Consider the following 20399-nt stretch of genomic DNA (forward strand, 5'->3'; position numbering starts at 1 on the left):
TATAAAAGTCGTGGTGGGTTAATAAATTTTTATGGAAGAAAGGATATATTAGAAAATTGAGGGCTTTATATATGAAATAAGGAGGCAAAATGAGACTGTATTATAAAGATATCACAGGTCTTATCAAAGAACCCTACCTCTCTAGCGGAAGAGATTATTTTAACAAAGGAAAGGTACAGATTATATCTGTTAATGAATCTCAAGCTAAATCAAAGGTAGTTGGATCAAATGTATATCGAGTAACACTAAAGCACTATGGTCCTCTTTTCAGTGGAACATGTTCCTGCCCTGCATTCTGTTACTTTGGTCCATGTAAGCATATGGCTGCAACAGGTTTTGCTTTGATTGATCTTGACAGAGAGGAGTATCGGTCGTCTGCGCGCCCAGATGAACAGACTCTCTTTGAAAGGTTTTTACTTAAAAAAACAAAGCAAGAGCTAATTTCAATAATTACTCGTTCCAGTGAACATTATCCTGAGATTTTTGAAGAACTAGAGGATAAAGAATATGAGCAATTCACTCAAAGTAAGTTTTCAAAATCCGAGAATTATGTATAAAGTGATTGGAAAGATGGTGAGATCAGGTAATCTATAGCTGATCCAAGGAAGACATCATACCGCCGCGGCGCTAACGAGTAGCAGAATGACGAGGATGCCGCCGCGAACCGTCATACTGCCGCAGACCGTCATACCGCAGCGGTATCTCAGCCGCTAACAAGTAGCGGGATGACGGTTGTCAGGCTAGCTGTCATCCGAGTAGCTTGACTACTTGGATCCAGAAAACTTAACTTTAAATAAGTGGCTGCATAATAAAGACTAGATTCCAGCGTCACGCGCTGGAATGACACCATTTTCGGTCTCTCAAATTGCTTTAGCTACAAACATTAAGAAATTTACCAAATGAAAAAAAGGCAAAGAACTCCCGTGGTGCGAGTTTTGACTCTATATTACTGTAAGTGGCGCTGTAATAATGTGCTAACGCTTAAAATAAGCGCGATTTGGCTGAATGTAGAAAAAATAAAAAAGACATGCAGCCGCTATAATTTTATGTAATCCGCCAAAAAATACCCTGAGTTTTTTACTGAATTTTGTCATTGAGCCTGCAGGTCAAAAACAAGTTTTGAGTCAGAAATACCCTTATTGTCATAATAAGGGGGCTGGCGGAGTTTGTCAAGGAAGTTTTTTCGCTTCTGCGGACTACTTGAATAACGGCTACAATGTTTGTACAGCTATGTACATAGTGCTGAACCCAAAAAAAGAACCAAGTAGCTTGGCTACTTGGATGACAGAAGGTAGTACAAGAAGTCTATTGGCTCTCGTATACCTTAATGAAATTTAACAAGTTTATCTATAGTTTTAGTGATGATTCTTGGAGTATCCGGAGAAACTGCTGAGCTCAGCTTATTTAACCGCTCTATAGCAAACTCGCTGTTCTCATTTGCTATGAAATCACATAAAATATTTTCTATATCCTTAGTAATACTTTCATGCTTTCTCAGAGGATGATTATGTGGATACCTACTGATGGTTTTGATACTGGAATATTCAACAAAAGCTTGATCCTTAAAAGCAAGTTGTCTCAATTTCTCTTTGAATTTTCCTTCTTCCTCTTTTGCTAAAAGGCGAGACTTTATCAGTGATTTTATAATCAAATTTATAGCTTGATGTATTTCAGAATGCACTATAACTTTAATGGTATTTTCTTCTACTATACAATCATAAATATTTTTTTCGCTCTGTAACGACTCTATTAATGTCTTGCTACTTTTTGAATTCAATTCCAAATTCTCTTCACTCATAGGAGTTATTATGAAGGTGTTCTTACTCACTCTGATGTTAAATTGTGGAGAGCCTTCAGAAAAAGAAAATGCTACATTCTTAGATTCAAGTGCGTGATTGTATGCAGCAAAAAGGGTGTGTGCTATAACACTGCTGGGCACCTTCATTCCATGTTTACTCAGGTGGTTCAATACATTTTCAACCTCATGATATGTAAAGTCTGTATCTTTTAGCAATTCAACAACTTCTTTGCCGTTGTGCTGTTTATACTCTATTCTCACTTCTTCTGTAAAAAGTGTTTTAGCTGCTATATGTTTATCAAGCACTGTGAAAATCTTGATGAAATTCTCTAAATCTTGTTTGTTAACTAATTCGATACTAATTAAGTTTCTGCTAATAATTGAAATATTTTTTGTCATTTTTTCCCACTAAAAAAACTCACTAAATGAATTGTATTTTTAATTCATTAAGAATTGTTTAAAGTGAGCATACTAGTTTTCATTTACGTACTACACGACAAAACAAGATAAAAAGTTACATAAAATCATCATGTGGTATAACACACTCTCCAAATTCATCATTGCTGTTTGTGTAGGTTGTGACATCAGTTTGATTGTCATTATTATTTAGCATATCATCCAACTTTCCTTCTTTTTCAAGATCCATCAATTTTTCACACCCCCCAATGTGCTTATCGTTAATAAAGATCTGTGGAACTGTTCTAACGTTATACTTTGATTTTATGTCATTAAATAGATCTGAGTTTTTGAGCACATCGATTTCTTCATATTTCACACCTTTTTTATCCAGTAACTCTTTTGCTTTTTTGCAGAATGGGCAGTGATGCTTTACATATATTATAACTTTTCCTTTAGTATTTTTCACAATTTATCTCCGTAGCTTGCTAAAATATAGTTATTATATATAAGAAACATGTAAAAACATCAAATTGTATGAAAATTATTTATAATTGTGAGCAAGGGATAGAAAATAATATAGCACTAACCTTCGGAAATTTCGATGGCATTCATTTAGGACATGAATTTGCAATTTCCACTCTAAAGAAGGTAGCACAAGAAAGAGGATTACCCTCTGCAGTTTTAACTTTTGAGCCTCACCCATCAACTGTTTTATTTGGTAGAAACAATTTTAGGTTAATAGACCAAGAACAAAAAAAGGAACTAATCAGCAGCTATGGTATAGATTACTTGTATATTATTAATTTTAGTAGAGGTTTTTCTGAGGTTAGCTGCGATGACTTTATCAGTGAGATTTTAATAGATAAATATGGCGCTAAACACATAATTGTCGGAGAAAATTGTACTTTTGGTCATAAACGATTGGGTGATATATTAACTCTAGAGAAATATTCTGAAACATATGGATACTCTTTGACTAAATTAGAGCCATTAATAATTGACGGCAAAATTTGCTCTTCTTCTTCAATCAGAGAGTATGTACAGAAAGGTGAAATAGACATTGCTAATAAATTACTTGGTAGACCTTATCAAGTTTCTGGTGTTGTGACAAAGGGTGCGTGTAGAGGTAGAGAAATAGGATTCCCAACCATAAATATTCCTATAGAAGATTGCATGATAAAACCAAAATTTGGTACATATTACGCTAAAGTGATGTTTTCTTATAATAACCCAAACTGGTTATATGGAGTAGTCAATATTGGTATGAGACCTACATTTAAGGATCTGAAAAAGCCTATAATAGAAATGCACATATTCGATTTTGATGAAGACTTATATAATCATAAAGTTAATATACAACTTTTAAAATTCATAAGGTCAGAAAAAAAATTCCATAGTATTGAGGAGTTAACAAAACAGATAAATTATGATATACTTAAAATTTATAGGTTAAAGGCAAATTTATGAAAAAGTTATGCTTAATTGTTATATTAATTATAGTATTGATTGACCAAACGAGCAAATTGTACATAAACTCATTGATTGATGAGGGAGAATCAATTGAGATCGCTAGCTTTATAAAGCTAGTTGAAGTTTGGAATTCAGGCATTAGTTTTGGAATGTGTAGCGCTTTACCGCATGGCGGTTTCTTTTTTTCAGCATTTTCAATACTAATAATTGGTATACTTGCATACTTAATATACAAGTCTGATGATCGGTCAACTTACCTTGGGTTTTCTCTGATGATTGGTGGAGCAATCGGAAACGTAGTTGATAGGATTTATTGGGGAGCTGTATATGATTTCATATATTTTCATATTGATGATTGGTATTGGCCAGCTTTTAATTTAGCGGATTTATCTATAGTTTGTGGAATGTTTACATTGTTATATAAGTGGTATATATACGATATGTTTATTTCTAAACAAAATGAGGAATAAAATAATTGTTTTTATATTAGGTCGAAATAATGCTTCATAAGTTTTTTAGTTTTCTTATACTACCTGCACTCTTTTTTACTTACCCAATTTCTTTGAAGGCTTTAAGCATAGAGCACGACATAAAACATGCTAAACTCAGTAACGGACTAGATGTCTATGTTGTTCCTAATCATCGGATTCCAGCCGTTTTACATGCAGTAATATACAAAGTTGGGGGAATGGATGATCCAATTGGCAAAGCAGGATTGGCTCACTACTTTGAACATTTAATGTTTGAAACTACAGGGAAGTTAACAGATATAGAAGCCACTATGAGTAGCATTGGGGCCCAGTTTAATGCGTTTACTACTAAGGAATATACCTGTTACTACGAATTAGTCCTTAAAAATGACTTACCACTGGCAATGGAAGTTGAAGCAGACAGAATGGGCAATTTTAATGTTACCCAAGATAAAATAGAAAGAGAAAAAAACATTGTACTGGAAGAGAGGAAGATGAGATTTGATAATCATCCTAACAGCTTGTTGTGGGAAGAAATGGATAGTGCATTTTACCGTACTGGCTATGGCAGGTCTGTTATTGGCTGGGAGAGCGATATCACAACTTACAATCAGGATGACATAACGAGGTTTCATGATAACTATTATCACCCCGGCAATGCAATATTACTGATTGTGGGTGATGTGGAATTTGATGAAGTAGTGAAGCTAGCAGAAGAAAAATATGGCGAAATTAAAGCTAAGCCTGTAATGAGACATTACCCAAATCAGGATCCAGTGCATAATGCAGGTTTATCGGTGATTTTAGAGAGCACTGAAGTAAAAGAACCAGTTTTATATTTTCGTTATCGTGTTTCTTTATTTAAGCACACAAGTGAAACCTCTGCTGCTCATTTAGCGGTTGACATTTTAGGTGGCGGCAAATCCAGCAAACTGTATAAAGATTTGGTTTTAGATAAAGATGTGGCAGTATCAGTATCTGCTTATTACAATAGTTTAACTTTTAGTGATGGCTATATTGATATTCAGGTCATTCCAAAAAGCGGGGTTAATTTAGGCACTGTTGAAAGAGAATTAGAAAATGCTATTAATAACTTCATGTCTAAAGGAATAACGGATGAGGAGTTGCAAAGCTCAAAATATAGATATAAAGCAGCACAGTTTGATAGCTTATCTAGCTTAGAGAATATAGCATTCTTTTACGTCTCACAGTTAGCGCTTGGTATTCCACTTGATGAAATAGATATTTCATATAGCAAGATTAATGATGTCAATTTAGAGGATGTAAATAATAAAATCCGTGCTATTTTTTCTGCTAATAAGTTAATTGGTCGTTTGTTGCCAAAAGGAGATGATAATGAGAATAAGTAAATTTGTACTCCTATTTTTTTTCTGTCTAGGCTTTAATTTACAAGCAAGTGGTAACCTAAATATAGAGGAGGTCACTACCCGTAAAGGATTTAAATTTCTATTTGTTGAAAACCACGATTTACCAAAAATTTCACTTAATATATCATTCAAAGATGCAGGTTATGCATATGAAAATGTAGAAAAACAAGGACTTACCTGGTTTACTTCTCTTATAATTCAAGAAGGGGCAGGAAAAAATGATGCCAAAGATTTTGCAAAAAGGCTAGAAGATAAAGGGATTAGTTTAAATTTTATTGCTGGTTTAGAAGCATTTAGAGTTTCATTAGATGCTTTATCAGAAAATCTTGAAGAAGGTATTTCATTATTGAGCGACGCTATAATGCGTCCTAAAGTTGACCCTGAAGGGTTGAATAGAGTTTTCGAGAAAGCCAAAGTTGATTTTAATAATCTTGAAAAAAATCCTTTTTTTGTTGCTGGAAAAGAATTGAATACGTTATTGTTTAAAAAACATCCTTACTCAAAAAGTGAATATGGAACTCTTGACACTGTAATGAGCATTACTAGAGATGATGTTTTAACATACATAAAGCGTAATTTTGCTAAAGATAACATAGTTATCAGTGTTGCTGGTTGTGCAAAAAAAGAAGAAATTATTACATTATTAGATAAATATTTATCTAAATTGCCGTCAAAAAGATCAAAAGTTAGAAAAATACCTGTGAAAAATGATTTTGGTCCTGCAGAGGATAAAAACATTTTTATGGATATACCACAAAGTGTGATACTTTTTGCTCAAAAAGGCATAGCTTATGAAGATCCAGACTACTATAATGCTCAAGTCTTGATTAATGCGCTTGGCAGCATGGGGCTGAATTCAATATTAATGAAAGAACTGAGGCAAAACTTAGGCATTACTTATGGTGTTTATGCAAATATTATTTCCAATAAACATGGGAACGTTATAGCTGGAAGTATTAATACTGATAGTTCTACTGCTGGCAAAGCTATATCAGCAGTAAAAGATACATTTAGCAGGATAAAAAAGGAAGGAATTGATGAGCAGTTGTTTCGGGATGCAAAAATTGGTATGGTAAATTCCTATGTTTTCTCTATGTTTAATAATAACAACATAGTTGCAAAACTAAATAATATTCAGACAAACAACCGCGATATTAACCATATAAATGATTTTGTGAGCTATATTAATGACGTTAAATTAGAGAAAGTAAACGAACTGGCAAGCTCTTTACTGGAACCCGAAAATTTATTTTTTGTTGAAGTTGGGAGAAACACTTAAGGTCAATAATTAATACTTTCTGCTATTGATCTTACTGCTTCTACATAACACTTATGCTCCTCAGCTAGAATGCGTTCTGAGAGGCTTTGAATATCATCAGCTGGTAACACTGGCACAGCAACTTGAGCAATTATGGCTCCAGCATCAATTTCAGGAGTGACGTAATGTACAGTACAGCCTGCGATTTTTACTCCTGCTTTTAGAGCTTGCTCTTGAGCATTTAGGCCCTTAAAGGACGGAAGTAGAGAGGGATGAATATTTATCACCTTGTTATTCCATTTACTGAGAAAATTAGCTTGCAGGATTCTCATAAACCCTGCAAGGCAAATTAAATCAACCTTATGTTGAACAAATATTTCATGAATTTTATCAGCATCAAGTGGTTTATCTCTAACAATAAACGCTGGCACTCCTGCTTGTTCTGCTATTTTTAGGCCAGCAGCTTCGCTATTATTTGTGATAGCGCACACAACTTCTGCAGGAAAATTACGATTTTGACATGCCTCTATCAAGGCCTGCATATTTGATCCCCTGCCTGAAATTAGTATCCCAAGTTTCACCTTTTTCATTTTGTGCAATTGATTTGGTGTAATAATTAATATTAACAAAATAACTCAAAAAGTAAATCTATACCTAAAGTGACTTAGGTTTACCAACGATTTGAAAAACAACAAATTCGTCATTCCGCTACTCGTTAGCGGAATCTATGTTGAGATACCGCGGCGGTATGACGTGGGAAAACCTTTCTTGGGTTAGGTGTGCCGTAGAGACACAAAGAATGTTCAAGTAAGAGCAAACTAAGTGCAAAAGCTACGCAATAGATGAGGGTGGGCCCCTCGGAGCCGGTTTACAAGAGCAGGCTTCAAACAGCCATAAGCTGCTTTGGTAAAGAGCTAAGGTAGTGAGCGTTATGGAAAAGGCGCAATTATGCGTCATGTATGAAATAGAGAGACGAATGGAAATGAACCACTGATAAAGTGTCGAAAGGAACTAGACGACGTCAAAACCAGGGGTCTAACCTAACCTGGGATAAATCTATCGGGAGATTGTTTACTGGATAGGTGGCGTCTGGCATAGAGGTGGCGTGAATCTATTTTAGGCTATTGTGTGGAACTACGGGAACCTGTCGTTTCGATGATAAGGGAGAAGTCCAAAGAGCTGATCTCTAAGGATGAGAGTACCGACGCGAGAAACAGGGGCGCGTAGTAGTGAAGAAGTCTCTGTAATGGAAATGGAGCGAAGGGATTTAGTTTTAATTGTTTTGTCAACCAGAAATGGGATGAGCAATTGATTAAAACAGAGTCCTTGATTATGCTATAATTAGTAGCAAGGGCCGAATAATGGTAGCTGTGTGAGTCGAGAGGTTCATGCACAGTTCTGTGAGAGGCTGGCGGGGAAGGTCCGCTGGTCTACTCTCCCTATAGAAACTCTCATCGTTGCCTTTTTGTTAACAGTGGTATTGCTAATACTAGACTTCAAGTTACTGCAAAAAATGTTTTAAAACATAGTTGATATCTTGACTTTATCTAGTTAATACTCCAAATTATAAAAAAACAGATAGTTCTATGATGACAAGTCTATTACAAGGCAAAAAGGGGTTAATAACTGGAATAACAAATAAGAGATCGATAGCATGCGGTATAGCAAAAGCTCTCTCAGAGCACGGAGCAGAACTTGCAATCACCTACCAGAACGAAATAGTAAAAGAAAAATTATTACCGATAGTAGATGAATTAAATGTGGAGCTAATATTACACTGTGATGTTTCAAATGAAGAAATCATAGATAACGCTTTTGAAATAATAGAGAAAAAATGGGGTACTCTTGACTTTTTGGTGCATGCAATAGCATTCTCCGATAAAAATGAGTTAGATGGTAAATATGTCAATACTTCACTCAATAACTTCCTCAATGCAATGCATATATCGTGCTATTCTTTCACTGCTTTAGCGCAAAGAGCTGAAAAAATGATGTCAGGTGGTGGTAGTTTACTTACTTTATCTTATTATGGCGCTGAAAAAGTTATGCCAAATTATAACGTTATGGGTTTATGTAAAGCAGCACTTGAAGCAAGTGTAAAATATATAGCATGTGATCTCGGGCCACAAAATATCAGAGTAAATGCAATTTCCGCTGGTCCAATCAGAACTTTAGCATCTTCTGGAATAAGCGATTTTCACTTCATATCAGAATGGAATAGAAATAATTCTCCGCTTAGACGCAATGTTACAATAGAGGATGTTGGCAAGGCAGCGTTATACTTATTAAGCGACTTAAGTAGTGGCACTACTGGAGAAATTTTGCACGTCGATTCAGGATATAACGTTGTGGGAATGAAGGTGGTTGACTAACAAAGCACTAGTTCCTTCGGGTTCATACACAACTCTATCAGGAGTTTTGTGACTGTGATTGCAGAAAACATCGAACATAAAATTCCTATTGATAAAGTGACAGAAAAGCCTCTAATTGCTCCGCTGCCAATAATGAACATTATTCCTGCAGCAATGAGTGTTGTGATATTTGAATCCAGTATTGTCTTTATAGCGTTTTTAAACCCTTCTTCAATAGCACGTTCCACTCTCTTGCCAGATTTGATTTCCTCTCGAATTCGCTCAAATATTAAAACATTTGCATCCACCGCCATACCGACAGTGAGTGCAATACCTGCAATTCCAGGTAAAGTTAGAGTTGCTTCAAGCAGAGTGAGAATTGATAATATAAGAATTACATTAGAAAAAAGCGCAACAGAAGCTAATATACCTAATTTGCCGTAAGTGATAATTATAAATAAAGCCACGGCTATAATAGAGATTGTTGCTGCCATTTCCCCTGCCTTTATTGATTCTTCTCCAAGGCTTGGACCAATGTTTTTTTCTTCAATTATTTTAAGTGGTGCTGGCAGTGCTCCAGATTTTAAAAGTATTGCAAGTTCGCTTGCTTGTTTTTCAGTGAAATTACCGCTAATTTCTCCCTCTCCATTTAAAATTGGCTCACGTATTGTAGGTACTGTTAAGACTGTGTTATCCAGAATAATTGCAAAAGGTTTTCCCACATTTTCTTTAGTGATTTTCGCGAATCTTTTACTCGCTATGCTGTCAAATTTAAAATGCACTGTTGGTTTACCTAAGTGACCAAATCTAACTGATGCGTTAACCAGCGAATCGCCACCTATTTCAGTTTTGCGGAATATTGGATAAGAATTACCTAAAGAATCCTTGAGCATGACAGTAGTTTCGTGATCTATATCCTGCACCTTGGCTATGTTAGTGTTTGCCAAATGAAAAGCTAGTCTAGCAGTTTTGCCAAGCAGAGATTTTATCTGCTCGGTGTCTTCTACTCCAGGCACCTGCACTAATATTTTATTCTGCCCTTGTTTTTGAACGCTAACTTCCTTTGTGCCAAGTTTGTCCAAACGCCGCTGGACATTGTTTATTGATTCTGCAGCTACTTCACTGATCAAAGAATTTTTATAATGGGGTTTATACGAAATGAGAATTGAAGAATCTTTTCTATTTAGCTCTAAATTTGGATTTATCGCATTAATCAACACAGATGCTTTTTTATAATCATCAATATTATTTAAAGTTACAATTACTTGTTCGCTATTTTGTACGTTAGATTCAATATTTTTTGTTAGCAATGTCTCTTTTATCTCACCTGCTAGCATGCCTAGCTTTTCCTTAAAATAGAAGTCTAAGTCTATGTTTAGAAGCAAAGATGCCCCTCCTTTCAGGTCAAGGCCTAAGTTTATTCTTTTTTTCGAAATAAAAAGCTTATTATCAAAGAAATTTGGCAGCGTTATGTATAAAGCAAATAAACAGATGCATAATACTGAAAAAGATTTGACTATAAGCCTGTTGTACATAAGTTGTAGGTTTAAAATTGCAGTGTAAGTTAAAAATAGATTTTTGTAAAATTCTCTGTTGCCTAAATAACCTATGGTGTCATCCAAGTAGCTATAGAAACGAAAAACTTCCTTGACAAGTTTCGCCAGCCCCCTTATCATGATAGTGAAGCTATTTATTTATCTTCTCTGTACAGATTAAATGACAAAAAACTCAACGTATCTGGCGTCTCATGTTTAATTTTTTGCACTATGTGCACTCTATGTCTTTATCAAATTTCTAGGTTTTTACCTATACAAGCTGAAATACGCTTATAAAGCATTTAAAACATTAAAAAACGCCAACTTAAAAAATGGATAGTGAATAATTAGCTACCCTAGGGTTTCTTTTGCCTTTTTTTCTGTTTAGTAAATTTCTTAAACATTTATGACTAAAGGTTAGTTGCATTAAAAAGCAGCTAAATCGCGGTTATTAAGCGTTTAGAATAAAAAAACGCCATACTTGAAAGTATAATGTAAGTAATTAGCCAACCACGGGGCTTCTTTTGCCTTTTTTTTCATTTGGTAAATTTCTTAACGTTTGTAGCTAAAGCAATTTAAGAGACCGAAAATGGTCAGTGCTCCTTTTTTTGTCATCCCAGTACCCCTATGATGTCATTCCAGTGCTTGACACTGGAATCTAGCGAACTTTGCTCGCAAACGAACTTAATGGATAAATACCAAACTTTACACTAAAACATAATACTATAGCGGAATTACATGCAAAATGGATCCCAGTGTCTGGGCACTGGGATGACAGCTACCCTGACAACCGTCATCCCGCTGCTTGTTAGCGGGATCTATGTGAGATACCGCGGCGGTATGACGTAGGACTGCTGTCATGCAAGTACTAGAATCCAGTAAGCTTATTTATGCATATAAAAGGTTATTATTTTGTAAAGGCAAAGTTGCTTTTGGTTTTAAGTTAAAGTACAATAAATGCAAAGGCTCATATGATGAATTAAACTCGATCCAAGTAGTCAGCTACTCGGATGACATCAGAGAGATGGTAACCGAAGTTAATGCGATACACGCTACCAAAGTGTTTAAATAATTAATTAGGTTAAGGTTTGGTATTCAAACAGTCATACATATGCTAGTCAAAATAGGTACCAGAGGAAGCAAGCTTGCAGTTGCCCAGGCTTTGGAAGCAAAACAAAAGTTGCTGGACTCTTTTCCTAACTTATCTATTGAAATTGTTAAGATAAAAACTTCTGGAGATAAGTATGCAAACGCAAATCTTGCTGAAATAGGAGGTAAAGGATTATTCATTAAAGAAATTGAGGCTGAATTGCTCGAAAATAATATAGATATGGCAGTTCATTCGCTAAAGGATGTGCCTGCGTTTTTCTCAGGGGGTTTAACAATTCCTTGTGTTTTAGAAAGGCTAAGTCCATGCGATGCGTTTATTTCTCATAAACACAATAGCCTTGAGTCTTTGCCACAGCAGGCTACTATTGCCACTTCTTCAATAAGAAGAAAAGTTCAGTTGTTAAATGTTAGACCAGATCTAAATATAATATCGCTACGTGGAAATGTAACAACTAGATTGCAAAATCAAAGTTTTGATGGAATAATTCTAGCTGAAGCAGGACTCATAAGATTAGAAAAGAATCACTTAATTACAGAGGTATTGCCACCAAAAGTTATGTTAAGTGCAGTGGGACAGGGAGCGATTTGTATTCAATGTAGAAGGAATGATGTAAAAATTATCGATCTTGTAGAGAAAATTAATAATAATATGTCTTTTATAAGAGTGAAATCAGAGCGCAGTTTTATGAAGACAGTGAATGGTTCATGTTTTACACCACTTGCATCTTTGGCTGAATATGTGAACGAAAATATGCTACACCTTTGTTGTATGTTAGCAAGTGGAAAAAATATATACTTCACTGAGCGCACTTCATTTATAGAAGATGCGGAGAAAATGGGTATGGATGCAGGACTAGAGTTGAAATCAAAATGCTTATAAGCTTACCTAAAGTACGTGGAATCTATCGCTATGACATCTTAATGTCTAAAGCGACGTGGTTAAACGTCGGTGGACGAGCTGATGTGTTATTTAAACCATGTGATATTGAAGATTTAACATACTTGATTAAAAATACTGAACTGCCAGTTAGCGTTATTGGTGCAACATCCAACATAATAGTACGAGATAGTGGCATTCGAGGAATAACAATAAAATTAGGTAAGGAGTTTGCATATATTAAAAGTAAGGGTAACAACTCCATTGTTGCAGGTGGTGCTGCGCTGCTCAGGAACCTTGCTTACTTTACAGGAGAGCAACAAATTAGTGGACTCGAGTTTCTAGTTGGAATTCCAGGAACAGTTGGTGGCGGAATAGAAATGAATGCAGGTGCGTATGGTAGTGACATCGCAAGCGTTGTACAATCCATAAAAGCAGTGAACCTAGAGGATGGAAACCTATATGAGTTCTCCAGCAAAGAAATGGGATATTTTTATCGTGGACATAGCTTAAAAGGAAATTGGATTTTTGTTGAAGCTGAGTTTAAAGGAGTAAACTCAGAGCATGAGCTTATATTGCAAAGGTTAAAAGAAATTGTTGAGAAAAAAAATAAAAGCCAGCCAATAAGAGGAAAAACTGCTGGGTGCATATTCAAAAATCCAAAAAACTACCGAGCATGGGAGTTAATTGATAAATCTGGCTGCCTAGGGTTAAATATTGGTGGAGCTAGAATCTCTAAGAAACATTGTAACTTCTTGCTCAATTACGATAATGCAACTGCATCTGACTTGGAAAACCTTGGCAACAGAGTAAAAGATGCAGTGAAGGATAAATTTAATGTTGAACTTGAGTGGGAAATAAGGGTTTTGGGTAGCTATTAAACAGTTTTTATAGCTGCTGTATATTCTAATCTTTCCTAATGACTTAGCATGATCGTAACCTTTCACACTTAATTAAACAGACTAAATTCTGTAATTTTGGGATGTTGAAAAATTTACCTTACGTTGTTATTCCAGCGCATAACGCTGAAATCCAGATTTATAGAAACGAAAAAACTTGCTTGACAAGTTTCGCCGGCCCCCTTATTATGACAATGAAGGTATTCAGTTATCTTCATCTGTGCAGATTAAACAGCAAGAAAACAACGTAGTTGGCGTCTTATTTTTAATTTTTTGCACTATGTGCACCTTATGTCTTCACAACATTTCTAGGTTTTTACCTATATAAGCTGAAACGCGCTTATAAGTCGTTTAAGACAGTATAGTACGCCAATTTGCAGGATTAGGAAGTGAACACTAATTACCACGGGGTTTCTTTTGCCTTTTTTTCTGCTTAGTAAATTTCTTAAACATTTTAGCTAAGGTTAGTTGCACTTAAAAGCAGCTAAATTGCAGCGTTTAAGGCTTAAAAAACGCCAAATACTGAAAATAGACAATGACCAGGGCTTCTTTTGCCTTTTTTTTCGTTTGGTGAATTTCTTAAATATTTATGGCTAAACGACAACCGTCATCCCGCTACTTGTTAGCGGCTGAGATACCGTGACGGTATGACGTAGGACTGCTGTCATCTCGCTACTTGTTAGCGGCTAATAGATACCGCGGCGGTATGACGGTTCGCGGCAGCATGACGATAAGCTCGTCATCCCGCTACTTGGATGACAGCAGATCACCTCTTCACAAAAATTTTATCAGTAATACGCATATCAATAATACTCCAATCGCTGAAAGTAAAATCAGTTGTATTGTGCAAGTGGTTTAAATAGTCCCATGCACTAGAAGGGTTATCTTCAGGCAGTTTCACTGTGGAATCGTTATCAAGTATGATATTCCATCTTCTATTCCCTATATAAGCAAAAGAAGAAATGTGGTTACTTAATTGAGTTTTACTCTCTAACATATCTCTAACAAATTCTAGGTTTGATAACGAGTTTTGTCCTGTAATTACAACAAGATCATCTACTGGATAGTCATCTACGATCACTTTGCCTTCGAAATCAATTACCGAGGTTTTGTTATTATCTTTCCAGAGAGCAAACGGTTTATGCTCATCTATATTAATATGTAGGGTATTGGGCAAAATTCTGTGAACTCTTACGTATTTTATCCATCTGCTTACGGATTGTATGTTACCGGCAAGTTTTGAAAGTGATATATACAGGATAGGTTGCGTTCTATCTGTCAAACTTAGAATATCCTTTTTGTTTGTAAATTTGTTGCCGCTCACAACTACTTCATCGATTGAAAATCCATTGCTGAGTAATAAACTGGATAGGCACTCATTACACCAAGTAAAGTAGTAATTAAATCGATTTATTATTTTATCAAGTGAACTATAAAGTACTAATGTAAAAAAAAGCGCAGTTATAATAACGAAAGCGCACTTGCGCAAAAAACTCCTTTGGCTTCTAGTAATACTGCTCAACATGACTTAAATCCCTAATATTTTTGTGCTGCAAACTATCTTCAATAATAATTTTAACTAATTCATTAAAATTGATTCCTTTTGCCAATTTTGCAATTTCTGGCACTAACGATAACTCAGTAAAGCCAGGATGTGTATTAATCTCAAGCATTTTTAAAGTGTTATTTTTGGGATTATAACGGAAATCTGAGCGGGAAATAGTTTTACAGCCTAAAAATTGATGAATTTTCAGTGCGTGTTCCAAGGTCATTTTATATATATTGTCAGGAATTTCAGCAGGAAATATATGTTCTGCAAATCCATCTGTATACTTTGCTTCATAATCATAGAATTTATTTTTTGGTCGTATTTCCATAGTGCCAATTGCTTCATCTAGCAATACAGCAGTATGTAACTCTATTCCTGGGACATATTCTTCTATGATCATCAAGTCTCTTGTCATAGAGGTAGCTGACACTGGTTCTTTTTTCTGGATTCCAGTGTCAGCTACTTGAATGACATCAAGTATGATAGCGTCATTTTTAAATTTTAAATGGTCTTCATATGAGGAAACAATATGCACTCCGATGCTAGAACCTTCGTTAATTGGTTTTAAGACGTACGGATAATCGATTTTAATATTATTTTTTAGTAGATCTTCTTGGCTAATTACATAACCTTTTGGAGTGTCGATACTAAGGGATCGAAATATATGCTTTGACATCACTTTATTCATAGCAACAGCAGAAGCCATAACTCCTGAGTGTGTATATTTTATACCTAAGATTTCCAATAAACCTTGAATGCAACCATCTTCACCATAAGGTCCATGCAGAGCGATAAAAGTAAGGCCCGGATTAATTTTTTTAAGCTTTTCAGCAATATTGCTGTCAACATCTATTTCTATTGCATTATATGAAAGGCTATCAAGTGCCTTCTTTACTGCTTTTCCGCTCATAAGCGACACTTCTCTCTCGCAAGAAAATCCACCACTTAAAATTGCTATAGTTGGAATCATGAGCATTCTATGTTTTGCTATATAGCATATAGAAGATACTTTTATCTTCAATAAAAACCTGCTTCTATAGCTAAAAATTTATCAATGAATTAATATTAACTTAGTATTAAATAATGTTAAAAACTTGATAATATGATTATTTTCAGCAATAAAAACTAAAGGTTGTGAGAACCGTTCATTTTGGAATCTGTATACCTAGCCTTTACTCCTCAAAAGATTATAAACAGGTTCTCACGACTATAATTCATCTGGCGGGTTGATCAGATAACATCTTGCTCCCTCTAACCCTTTTTCCTGATTAATTTTTGCTAGCGCTACTTGCTAGCCTATTAAGTGATAATCATGATTATAATCATCTAGCGGGTGATCAGTAGTTGTTATAACATCTTGTTGATCAGATTCCTTTAATTCTTTTTCCTGTTTCTCCTGATTAATTGTTGTTTTAGGTCTCTCTTCTGTATTTAACTCTCCTTGATTATCGTCTAATCCAATGTTTTTTAATTCTTCTGCTACATCTCTTATAAATTCGCCTCTTGGGGAAGAAGTGCCGTAATTTTTCTCATTATACAAATTTAGAGTAACATAAATCATTGTTGTCAAATCATTAGCTATAGACTCACTGTGATAATGGTATTCGTGATAATCCGCGGTAATAGAATCATAATCATCGTCAGACAAATTTGCTAAGTTGTTATATGTAAAGCCTTTAACAGTATGATCTGTGTTCATATCTAAATCATATCTCTCTTGGTAGGCATGAAAAATATAATTAGCGTATTTTTCAATCGTAAGGAGATCTTTCTCATCTAATTGATCGTAATGTATTTCATACTTAAAGTTTGTTCCCTCAATATTGATTGTTTTTGAATGTGGCAACACTGTTTTTGGACTGATTTCTTCTTGGCTACTTTTTTCCTCATCTACCTTGATTTTTCCTTCCTCTTCTGAGCCTGAAGGTTCTATTTTTTTTGGCTCTTCTTGATTAATTGTTGTTTCAGGTTTCTCCCCTGTATTTGACTCTTCTTGATTATCGTCTAATCTAATGGCTTTTAATTCTTTTTCTACATCTCTTATAAACGTGTATTTGTCTTCTGGGTAAGGAATACCGTGCTTTTCCCTATTATACAAATTTAGAGTAAAATCAATCATTGCTGTCAAGTCATGAGCTATAGATCCACTTTTATGAGGGTAGTGGTGAAAAGATGCGCCTGCATAAGCCGTGTTATGCCCTGGACGTGCATTACGCAAATCTGTTAAGCTGTTATATATAAAGCCTTTAAAAGTACGATCTGTATTGATATCTAAACCATATCTCTCTTGGTAGGCATGAAAAATATAATTAGCGTATTTTTCAATCATAAGAAGATCTTTATCATCTAATTGATCGTGATGTATTTCATACTTGAAATTTGTTCCTTCAATATTGATTGTTTTTGAGTTTGGTAATACTACTTTATGCTTTGTTGGGTTTATACTCTCTTTAGCGTGATTTTCCATTTTGATGCCTCTAAATTTTATAATACTGTCATCCTACTAAAAGTTATATAATAATTCGTTAATTCTATATTTAACATAATCTTTCGTTGTTTCCAAGTAGATTATTATTAATCTAATATTAAATATTACTAAAAACCTAAATAATGCGACCATTTTCAATAACCAAAGACAAACAGGATAAGATATAAAAGAAGTTTCTTCCTCTTCAACAGTATTACTCTAAATTTTCATCAAAATAAGTTGTTTTATCCTTTTTTTCCTTATACTCTTCTGCAGTATAGAGAGGTTGCTTTTTAGCTGTGATGTTTGGCCATTTTTGTGAGTATTCTACATTTATACTGTAAAATAACTTGAAAGTTTTTTGTTCGCTGCTCAGTAATTCTTCATCTAATTCTAAAATATCTTTTATGGAATCATCAGTTACAATTGCATCTACTGGACACTCAGGTATGCACACTCCGCAATCAATACATTCATCTGGGTTAATCACGAGCATGTTTTTACCTTCATAGAAGCAGTCAACGGGACATACTTCCACACAGTCCGTATATTTACATTTTATGCATTTATCTGTAACAAAATGCGTCATAAAACACTGTATATTTGCATTATCTTGGGTACACTAAATTGATAAGAAATTCAAGCCTTTTATGAAGATAAATAAATTGAACAACAAAGAATTAGAAGTATGGTTAAGCTTGGCTAGAACTATAGGACCAATAAAGTTTTTTAGTATACTAAGAACACATGGATCGCTAGATGAGGTGCTAAAATATCTCAATAGGGTGGCTAATAATAAGGTGTATGGCATTCAAGATGCACGAGAAGAAATCAATAATGCAGAAAGAATTGGAGCTAAAATTATACCCGCATGTGACCCAGATTACCCTGATCTTTTAAGAAATATCTCTAGTTGTCCTCCTATAATAACTGCGTTTGGTAATATATCATTATTAAGCCGTGAGATAATTGCAATAATCGGTGGGCGCAACTCTTCGATGAATGGAAGAAATTTTGCCAGTAAACTAGCACTTGATTTAAGCGAAGCTGGTTTTGTTATCGTTTCTGGACTTGCAAAAGGAATCGATACCGCAGCAAACAGTGTAATATACAAAAATCATCCCACTATTGCTGTTACAGCAAGCGGAATTGATGTGGTGTATCCAAAAGAGAATTTTGATCTATACAAAAAAATCACTGGGAACGGTGGTTTAGTAATTACTGAGCTTCCATTTGCTACTAAACCAAAGCCTCAGTATTTTCCTCAAAGGAATCGAATTATATCTGGTCTATCGCTGGGTGTTGTAGTGATTGAAGCATCGAAACGTTCTGGCTCTCTAATAACAGCAGATTTTGCTTTAAATCAAGGGAGAGAGGTATTTGCAGTTTCTGGTTTCCCTTTAGATTCACGCTGTAGTGGTAGTAATTATTTAATTAAAAACGGTGCTAAGCTTATCGAGTCCGCTGATGACATAATAGAAAGTGTTAGGTTTAGTTTACCTCCGCAGCAAAAAAACCTATTTGATGTTGAGCACCATTCTGTTAACCAAAAACAAGAAAAATTACAACAGGCAAAATCTGTTATAGTTGATCATATTAACTCTGTACCTGTTGATATAGATGAACTTATATTAGCAAGCGGACTTTCTGCCAACATAGCTCTAATGGCTCTTTTAGAACTAGAGTTGGAAAACAAAATAGAGCGTTCACCGGGGAATAAAATATCGTTAATTTTCTAGATTACTTTAGCTATAAGCCCACAACCGTACGAACATTGTGATTTGAGTCCACCAAGAAAGATGTCATTCCAGCGCGTGACGCTGGAATCCAGCCTTTATTATGCAGCCACTTGGTTGAAATTAAGTCTTCTGGATCCAAGTAGTCTGGGCACTGGGATTACACCGTCTTGGATGGAAATCAGTGTCAGCTACTTAGATGACACCACCTTTGTATGGAAACCAGTGTCACTCTGACAACCGTCATCTCGCTACGTGTTAGCGGATACCGTGACGTTATGACGAGGGAGTACGCGTTAGCGGAATCTGCTGAGACGCCCGTGATAGCCCTATTCCTATAGTGAGTAATTCCCTTTTATCTACTTTTAGAATTGATAAGAGAAAACTTTTTTTCAACTTGTTGTATGATTTTATAAAAGTGATCGAAATCTAAGCTTGCACTGCCAATTAAAACTCCTGATAAATTTGAAATATTTAACAAATTTTCTATATTTTCTGAACTGACTGAACCACCATATGTAATGTGTTTTTTACCAGTACACAATTTTATTACCTCTATCACCTCAGCAATTGCATCATTATTTGGCACATGACCTGTGCCTATTGCCCATATTGGCTCATATGCTACGGTATATTCACCGTGTGTTGGCAAACGGTTTTTGCATTGATATTCTATTACTTCTTTTGTTTTTTCATTCTTATAATCTTCTGAATTTTCACCTACACAGATAATTGGGTGTAAGCCTGATTCTATTGCTATTTCCGACTTAAGTTTTATTTCACTATCTGTTTCGTTAGCCCTTTCAGAATGCCCAAGTATTACGTAAGTACACCCTAATTCCTTTAACATTTCTGCGCTAATTTCACCTGTGTAAGAACCAGATTTTTTATAATGGCAATTCTGTGCTCCTATATTAATATTATCGCTCAACTCTATACTGTCTGAAAATGCGGTAAATGGTGGACAAATCACTAGTCTAGAAGTAATCTCATTGTTCTTGTTATTAAGTTTGCCTATAAAGTCAACAAATGAAGACCGTGTTCCATTCATCTTCCAATTTGCTACTATTAAAAAGGACATCAACTTTACTT

Annotated in this window: 20 protein-coding genes; 11 read left to right on the plus strand and 9 right to left on the minus strand. The window is 35.0% G+C overall.

Going from position 1 to position 20399, the window contains the following annotated elements; genetic code table 11:
• The first annotated feature begins 89 nt into the window (after nucleotides 1-89).
• Nucleotides 90-557 (plus strand): SWIM zinc finger domain-containing protein, encoded by a 468-nt coding sequence (locus tag ABWU50_RS05390; protein WP_353275651.1) that lies wholly within the window; start codon nucleotides 90-92, stop codon nucleotides 555-557.
• A 767-nt stretch (nucleotides 558-1324) separates the two neighbouring features.
• Here ABWU50_RS05390 and ABWU50_RS05395 read toward each other — a convergent pair.
• Entirely contained in the window at nucleotides 1325-2197 is an 873-nt protein-coding gene (locus tag ABWU50_RS05395; RefSeq protein WP_353275652.1) for a hypothetical protein, read from the minus strand.
• 115 nt (nucleotides 2198-2312) lie between these two features.
• Nucleotides 2313-2663 carry a glutaredoxin 3 gene (grxC, locus tag ABWU50_RS05400; RefSeq protein WP_353275653.1) on the minus strand — a complete coding sequence of 117 codons (351 nt, stop codon included), beginning with the start codon at nucleotides 2661-2663 and terminating at the stop codon, nucleotides 2313-2315.
• A gap of 68 nt (nucleotides 2664-2731) precedes the next feature.
• Here grxC and ribF point away from each other — a divergent pair, with 68 nt between their 5' ends.
• From ribF to ABWU50_RS05420, 4 genes are read left to right on the plus strand one after another with little or no spacing between them, the layout of a single operon-like run.
• Nucleotides 2732-3664, plus strand: coding sequence for a riboflavin biosynthesis protein RibF (gene ribF, locus ABWU50_RS05405; protein ID WP_264687999.1), 933 nt, complete (start codon nucleotides 2732-2734; stop codon nucleotides 3662-3664).
• The gene (gene lspA / locus ABWU50_RS05410; protein ID WP_264731750.1) at nucleotides 3661-4137 is read left to right on the plus strand and encodes a signal peptidase II; all 477 of its coding nucleotides are present in this window, start codon (nucleotides 3661-3663) and stop codon (nucleotides 4135-4137) included. Before ribF ends, lspA begins: the two co-directional genes overlap by 4 nt.
• Nucleotides 4138-4166: 29 nt before the next feature.
• Nucleotides 4167-5507, plus strand: a complete 1341-nt coding sequence (locus ABWU50_RS05415) for a M16 family metallopeptidase (protein ID WP_353275655.1) — start codon at nucleotides 4167-4169, stop codon at nucleotides 5505-5507.
• Nucleotides 5494-6804 carry a M16 family metallopeptidase gene (locus tag ABWU50_RS05420; RefSeq protein WP_353275657.1) on the plus strand — a complete coding sequence of 437 codons (1311 nt, stop codon included), beginning with the start codon at nucleotides 5494-5496 and terminating at the stop codon, nucleotides 6802-6804. The genes ABWU50_RS05415 and ABWU50_RS05420 overlap by 14 nt, the downstream gene beginning before the upstream one ends.
• 2 nt (nucleotides 6805-6806) lie before the next feature.
• On the opposite strand, the gene purN is transcribed toward ABWU50_RS05420, so the two are convergent.
• Nucleotides 6807-7373: a phosphoribosylglycinamide formyltransferase gene (gene purN, locus ABWU50_RS05425; protein WP_064125413.1), complete on the minus strand. Its 567-nt coding sequence runs from the start codon at nucleotides 7371-7373 to the stop codon at nucleotides 6807-6809.
• A 996-nt stretch (nucleotides 7374-8369) separates the two neighbouring features.
• Here purN and ABWU50_RS05430 point away from each other — a divergent pair.
• Complete coding sequence (locus ABWU50_RS05430; RefSeq protein ID WP_353275659.1) at nucleotides 8370-9155, plus strand: enoyl-ACP reductase; 786 nt, start codon at nucleotides 8370-8372, stop codon at nucleotides 9153-9155.
• Here the strand turns inward: ABWU50_RS05430 and secD are convergent.
• Nucleotides 9152-10669 (minus strand): protein translocase subunit SecD, encoded by a 1518-nt coding sequence (gene secD, locus ABWU50_RS05435; protein ID WP_353276374.1) that lies wholly within the window; start codon nucleotides 10667-10669, stop codon nucleotides 9152-9154. The two genes, ABWU50_RS05430 and secD, sit on opposite strands and share 4 nt — an antisense overlap.
• An 859-nt stretch (nucleotides 10670-11528) precedes the next feature.
• Here secD and ABWU50_RS05440 point away from each other — a divergent pair.
• From ABWU50_RS05440 to murB, 3 genes are read left to right on the plus strand one after another with little or no spacing between them, the layout of a single operon-like run.
• Nucleotides 11529-11741 carry a hypothetical protein gene (locus tag ABWU50_RS05440; protein ID WP_353275660.1) on the plus strand — a complete coding sequence of 71 codons (213 nt, stop codon included), beginning with the start codon at nucleotides 11529-11531 and terminating at the stop codon, nucleotides 11739-11741.
• 39 nt (nucleotides 11742-11780) lie between these two features.
• Nucleotides 11781-12659, plus strand: coding sequence for a hydroxymethylbilane synthase (gene hemC / locus ABWU50_RS05445; RefSeq protein WP_353275662.1), 879 nt, complete (start codon nucleotides 11781-11783; stop codon nucleotides 12657-12659).
• Entirely contained in the window at nucleotides 12650-13537 is an 888-nt protein-coding gene (gene murB / locus ABWU50_RS05450; protein ID WP_353275664.1) for a UDP-N-acetylmuramate dehydrogenase, read from the plus strand. The genes hemC and murB overlap by 10 nt, the downstream gene beginning before the upstream one ends.
• Before the next feature lie 784 nt (nucleotides 13538-14321).
• Here murB and ABWU50_RS05455 read toward each other — a convergent pair.
• From ABWU50_RS05455 to ABWU50_RS05470, 4 genes are all read right to left on the minus strand, one after another.
• Nucleotides 14322-15080 carry a cell division protein FtsQ/DivIB gene (locus tag ABWU50_RS05455; RefSeq protein WP_353275666.1) on the minus strand — a complete coding sequence of 253 codons (759 nt, stop codon included), beginning with the start codon at nucleotides 15078-15080 and terminating at the stop codon, nucleotides 14322-14324.
• Nucleotides 15061-16080, minus strand: a complete 1020-nt coding sequence (locus ABWU50_RS05460; RefSeq protein WP_264732117.1) for a D-alanine--D-alanine ligase — start codon at nucleotides 16078-16080, stop codon at nucleotides 15061-15063. The genes ABWU50_RS05455 and ABWU50_RS05460 overlap by 20 nt, the downstream gene beginning before the upstream one ends.
• Nucleotides 16081-16395: 315 nt before the next feature.
• Nucleotides 16396-17571, minus strand: coding sequence for a hypothetical protein (locus ABWU50_RS05465; protein WP_353275669.1), 1176 nt, complete (start codon nucleotides 17569-17571; stop codon nucleotides 16396-16398).
• Nucleotides 17572-17785: 214 nt separating this feature from the next.
• Nucleotides 17786-18160 carry a ferredoxin family protein gene (locus ABWU50_RS05470; RefSeq protein WP_353275671.1) on the minus strand — a complete coding sequence of 125 codons (375 nt, stop codon included), beginning with the start codon at nucleotides 18158-18160 and terminating at the stop codon, nucleotides 17786-17788.
• A gap of 61 nt (nucleotides 18161-18221) precedes the next feature.
• On the opposite strand from ABWU50_RS05470, the gene dprA reads away from it, so the two are divergent.
• Nucleotides 18222-19310, plus strand: coding sequence for a DNA-processing protein DprA (dprA, locus tag ABWU50_RS05475; RefSeq protein WP_353275672.1), 1089 nt, complete (start codon nucleotides 18222-18224; stop codon nucleotides 19308-19310).
• 42 nt (nucleotides 19311-19352) lie between these two features.
• On the plus strand, nucleotides 19353-19544 hold the full coding sequence (locus tag ABWU50_RS06880) for a hypothetical protein (RefSeq protein WP_410542061.1): 192 nt from the start codon (nucleotides 19353-19355) through the stop codon (nucleotides 19542-19544).
• A gap of 118 nt (nucleotides 19545-19662) precedes the next feature.
• Here the strand turns inward: ABWU50_RS06880 and ABWU50_RS05485 are convergent, their stop codons facing one another.
• Nucleotides 19663-20388 (minus strand): triosephosphate isomerase, encoded by a 726-nt coding sequence (locus ABWU50_RS05485; RefSeq protein WP_353275674.1) that lies wholly within the window; start codon nucleotides 20386-20388, stop codon nucleotides 19663-19665.
• Nucleotides 20389-20399: the final 11 nt, after the last annotated feature.

Origin of the sequence: Wolbachia endosymbiont (group A) of Pipizella viduata, from assembly GCF_964028555.1 — a bacterium.
Classification (GTDB): Bacteria; Pseudomonadota; Alphaproteobacteria; order Rickettsiales; family Anaplasmataceae; genus Wolbachia.

Coding starts and splice junctions, on each gene's coding strand:
- ABWU50_RS05390 (WP_353275651.1), top strand. CDS start 90: ATGAGACTGTATTATAAAGATATCACAGGTCTTATCAAAGAACCCTAC.
- ABWU50_RS05395 (WP_353275652.1), bottom strand. CDS start 2,197: ATGACAAAAAATATTTCAATTATTAGCAGAAACTTAATTAGTATCGAA.
- ribF (WP_264687999.1), top strand. CDS start 2,732: ATGAAAATTATTTATAATTGTGAGCAAGGGATAGAAAATAATATAGCA.
- lspA (WP_264731750.1), top strand. CDS start 3,661: ATGAAAAAGTTATGCTTAATTGTTATATTAATTATAGTATTGATTGAC.
- ABWU50_RS05415 (WP_353275655.1), top strand. CDS start 4,167: ATGCTTCATAAGTTTTTTAGTTTTCTTATACTACCTGCACTCTTTTTT.
- ABWU50_RS05420 (WP_353275657.1), top strand. CDS start 5,494: ATGAGAATAAGTAAATTTGTACTCCTATTTTTTTTCTGTCTAGGCTTT.
- purN (WP_064125413.1), bottom strand. CDS start 7,373: ATGAAAAAGGTGAAACTTGGGATACTAATTTCAGGCAGGGGATCAAAT.
- ABWU50_RS05430 (WP_353275659.1), top strand. CDS start 8,370: ATGATGACAAGTCTATTACAAGGCAAAAAGGGGTTAATAACTGGAATA.
- secD (WP_353276374.1), bottom strand. CDS start 10,669: ATGTACAACAGGCTTATAGTCAAATCTTTTTCAGTATTATGCATCTGT.
- ABWU50_RS05440 (WP_353275660.1), top strand. CDS start 11,529: ATGCAAGTACTAGAATCCAGTAAGCTTATTTATGCATATAAAAGGTTA.
- hemC (WP_353275662.1), top strand. CDS start 11,781: ATGCTAGTCAAAATAGGTACCAGAGGAAGCAAGCTTGCAGTTGCCCAG.
- murB (WP_353275664.1), top strand. CDS start 12,650: ATGCTTATAAGCTTACCTAAAGTACGTGGAATCTATCGCTATGACATC.
- ABWU50_RS05455 (WP_353275666.1), bottom strand. CDS start 15,080: ATGTTGAGCAGTATTACTAGAAGCCAAAGGAGTTTTTTGCGCAAGTGC.
- ABWU50_RS05460 (WP_264732117.1), bottom strand. CDS start 16,080: ATGCTCATGATTCCAACTATAGCAATTTTAAGTGGTGGATTTTCTTGC.
- ABWU50_RS05465 (WP_353275669.1), bottom strand. CDS start 17,571: ATGGAAAATCACGCTAAAGAGAGTATAAACCCAACAAAGCATAAAGTA.
- ABWU50_RS05470 (WP_353275671.1), bottom strand. CDS start 18,160: ATGACGCATTTTGTTACAGATAAATGCATAAAATGTAAATATACGGAC.
- dprA (WP_353275672.1), top strand. CDS start 18,222: ATGAAGATAAATAAATTGAACAACAAAGAATTAGAAGTATGGTTAAGC.
- ABWU50_RS05485 (WP_353275674.1), bottom strand. CDS start 20,388: ATGTCCTTTTTAATAGTAGCAAATTGGAAGATGAATGGAACACGGTCT.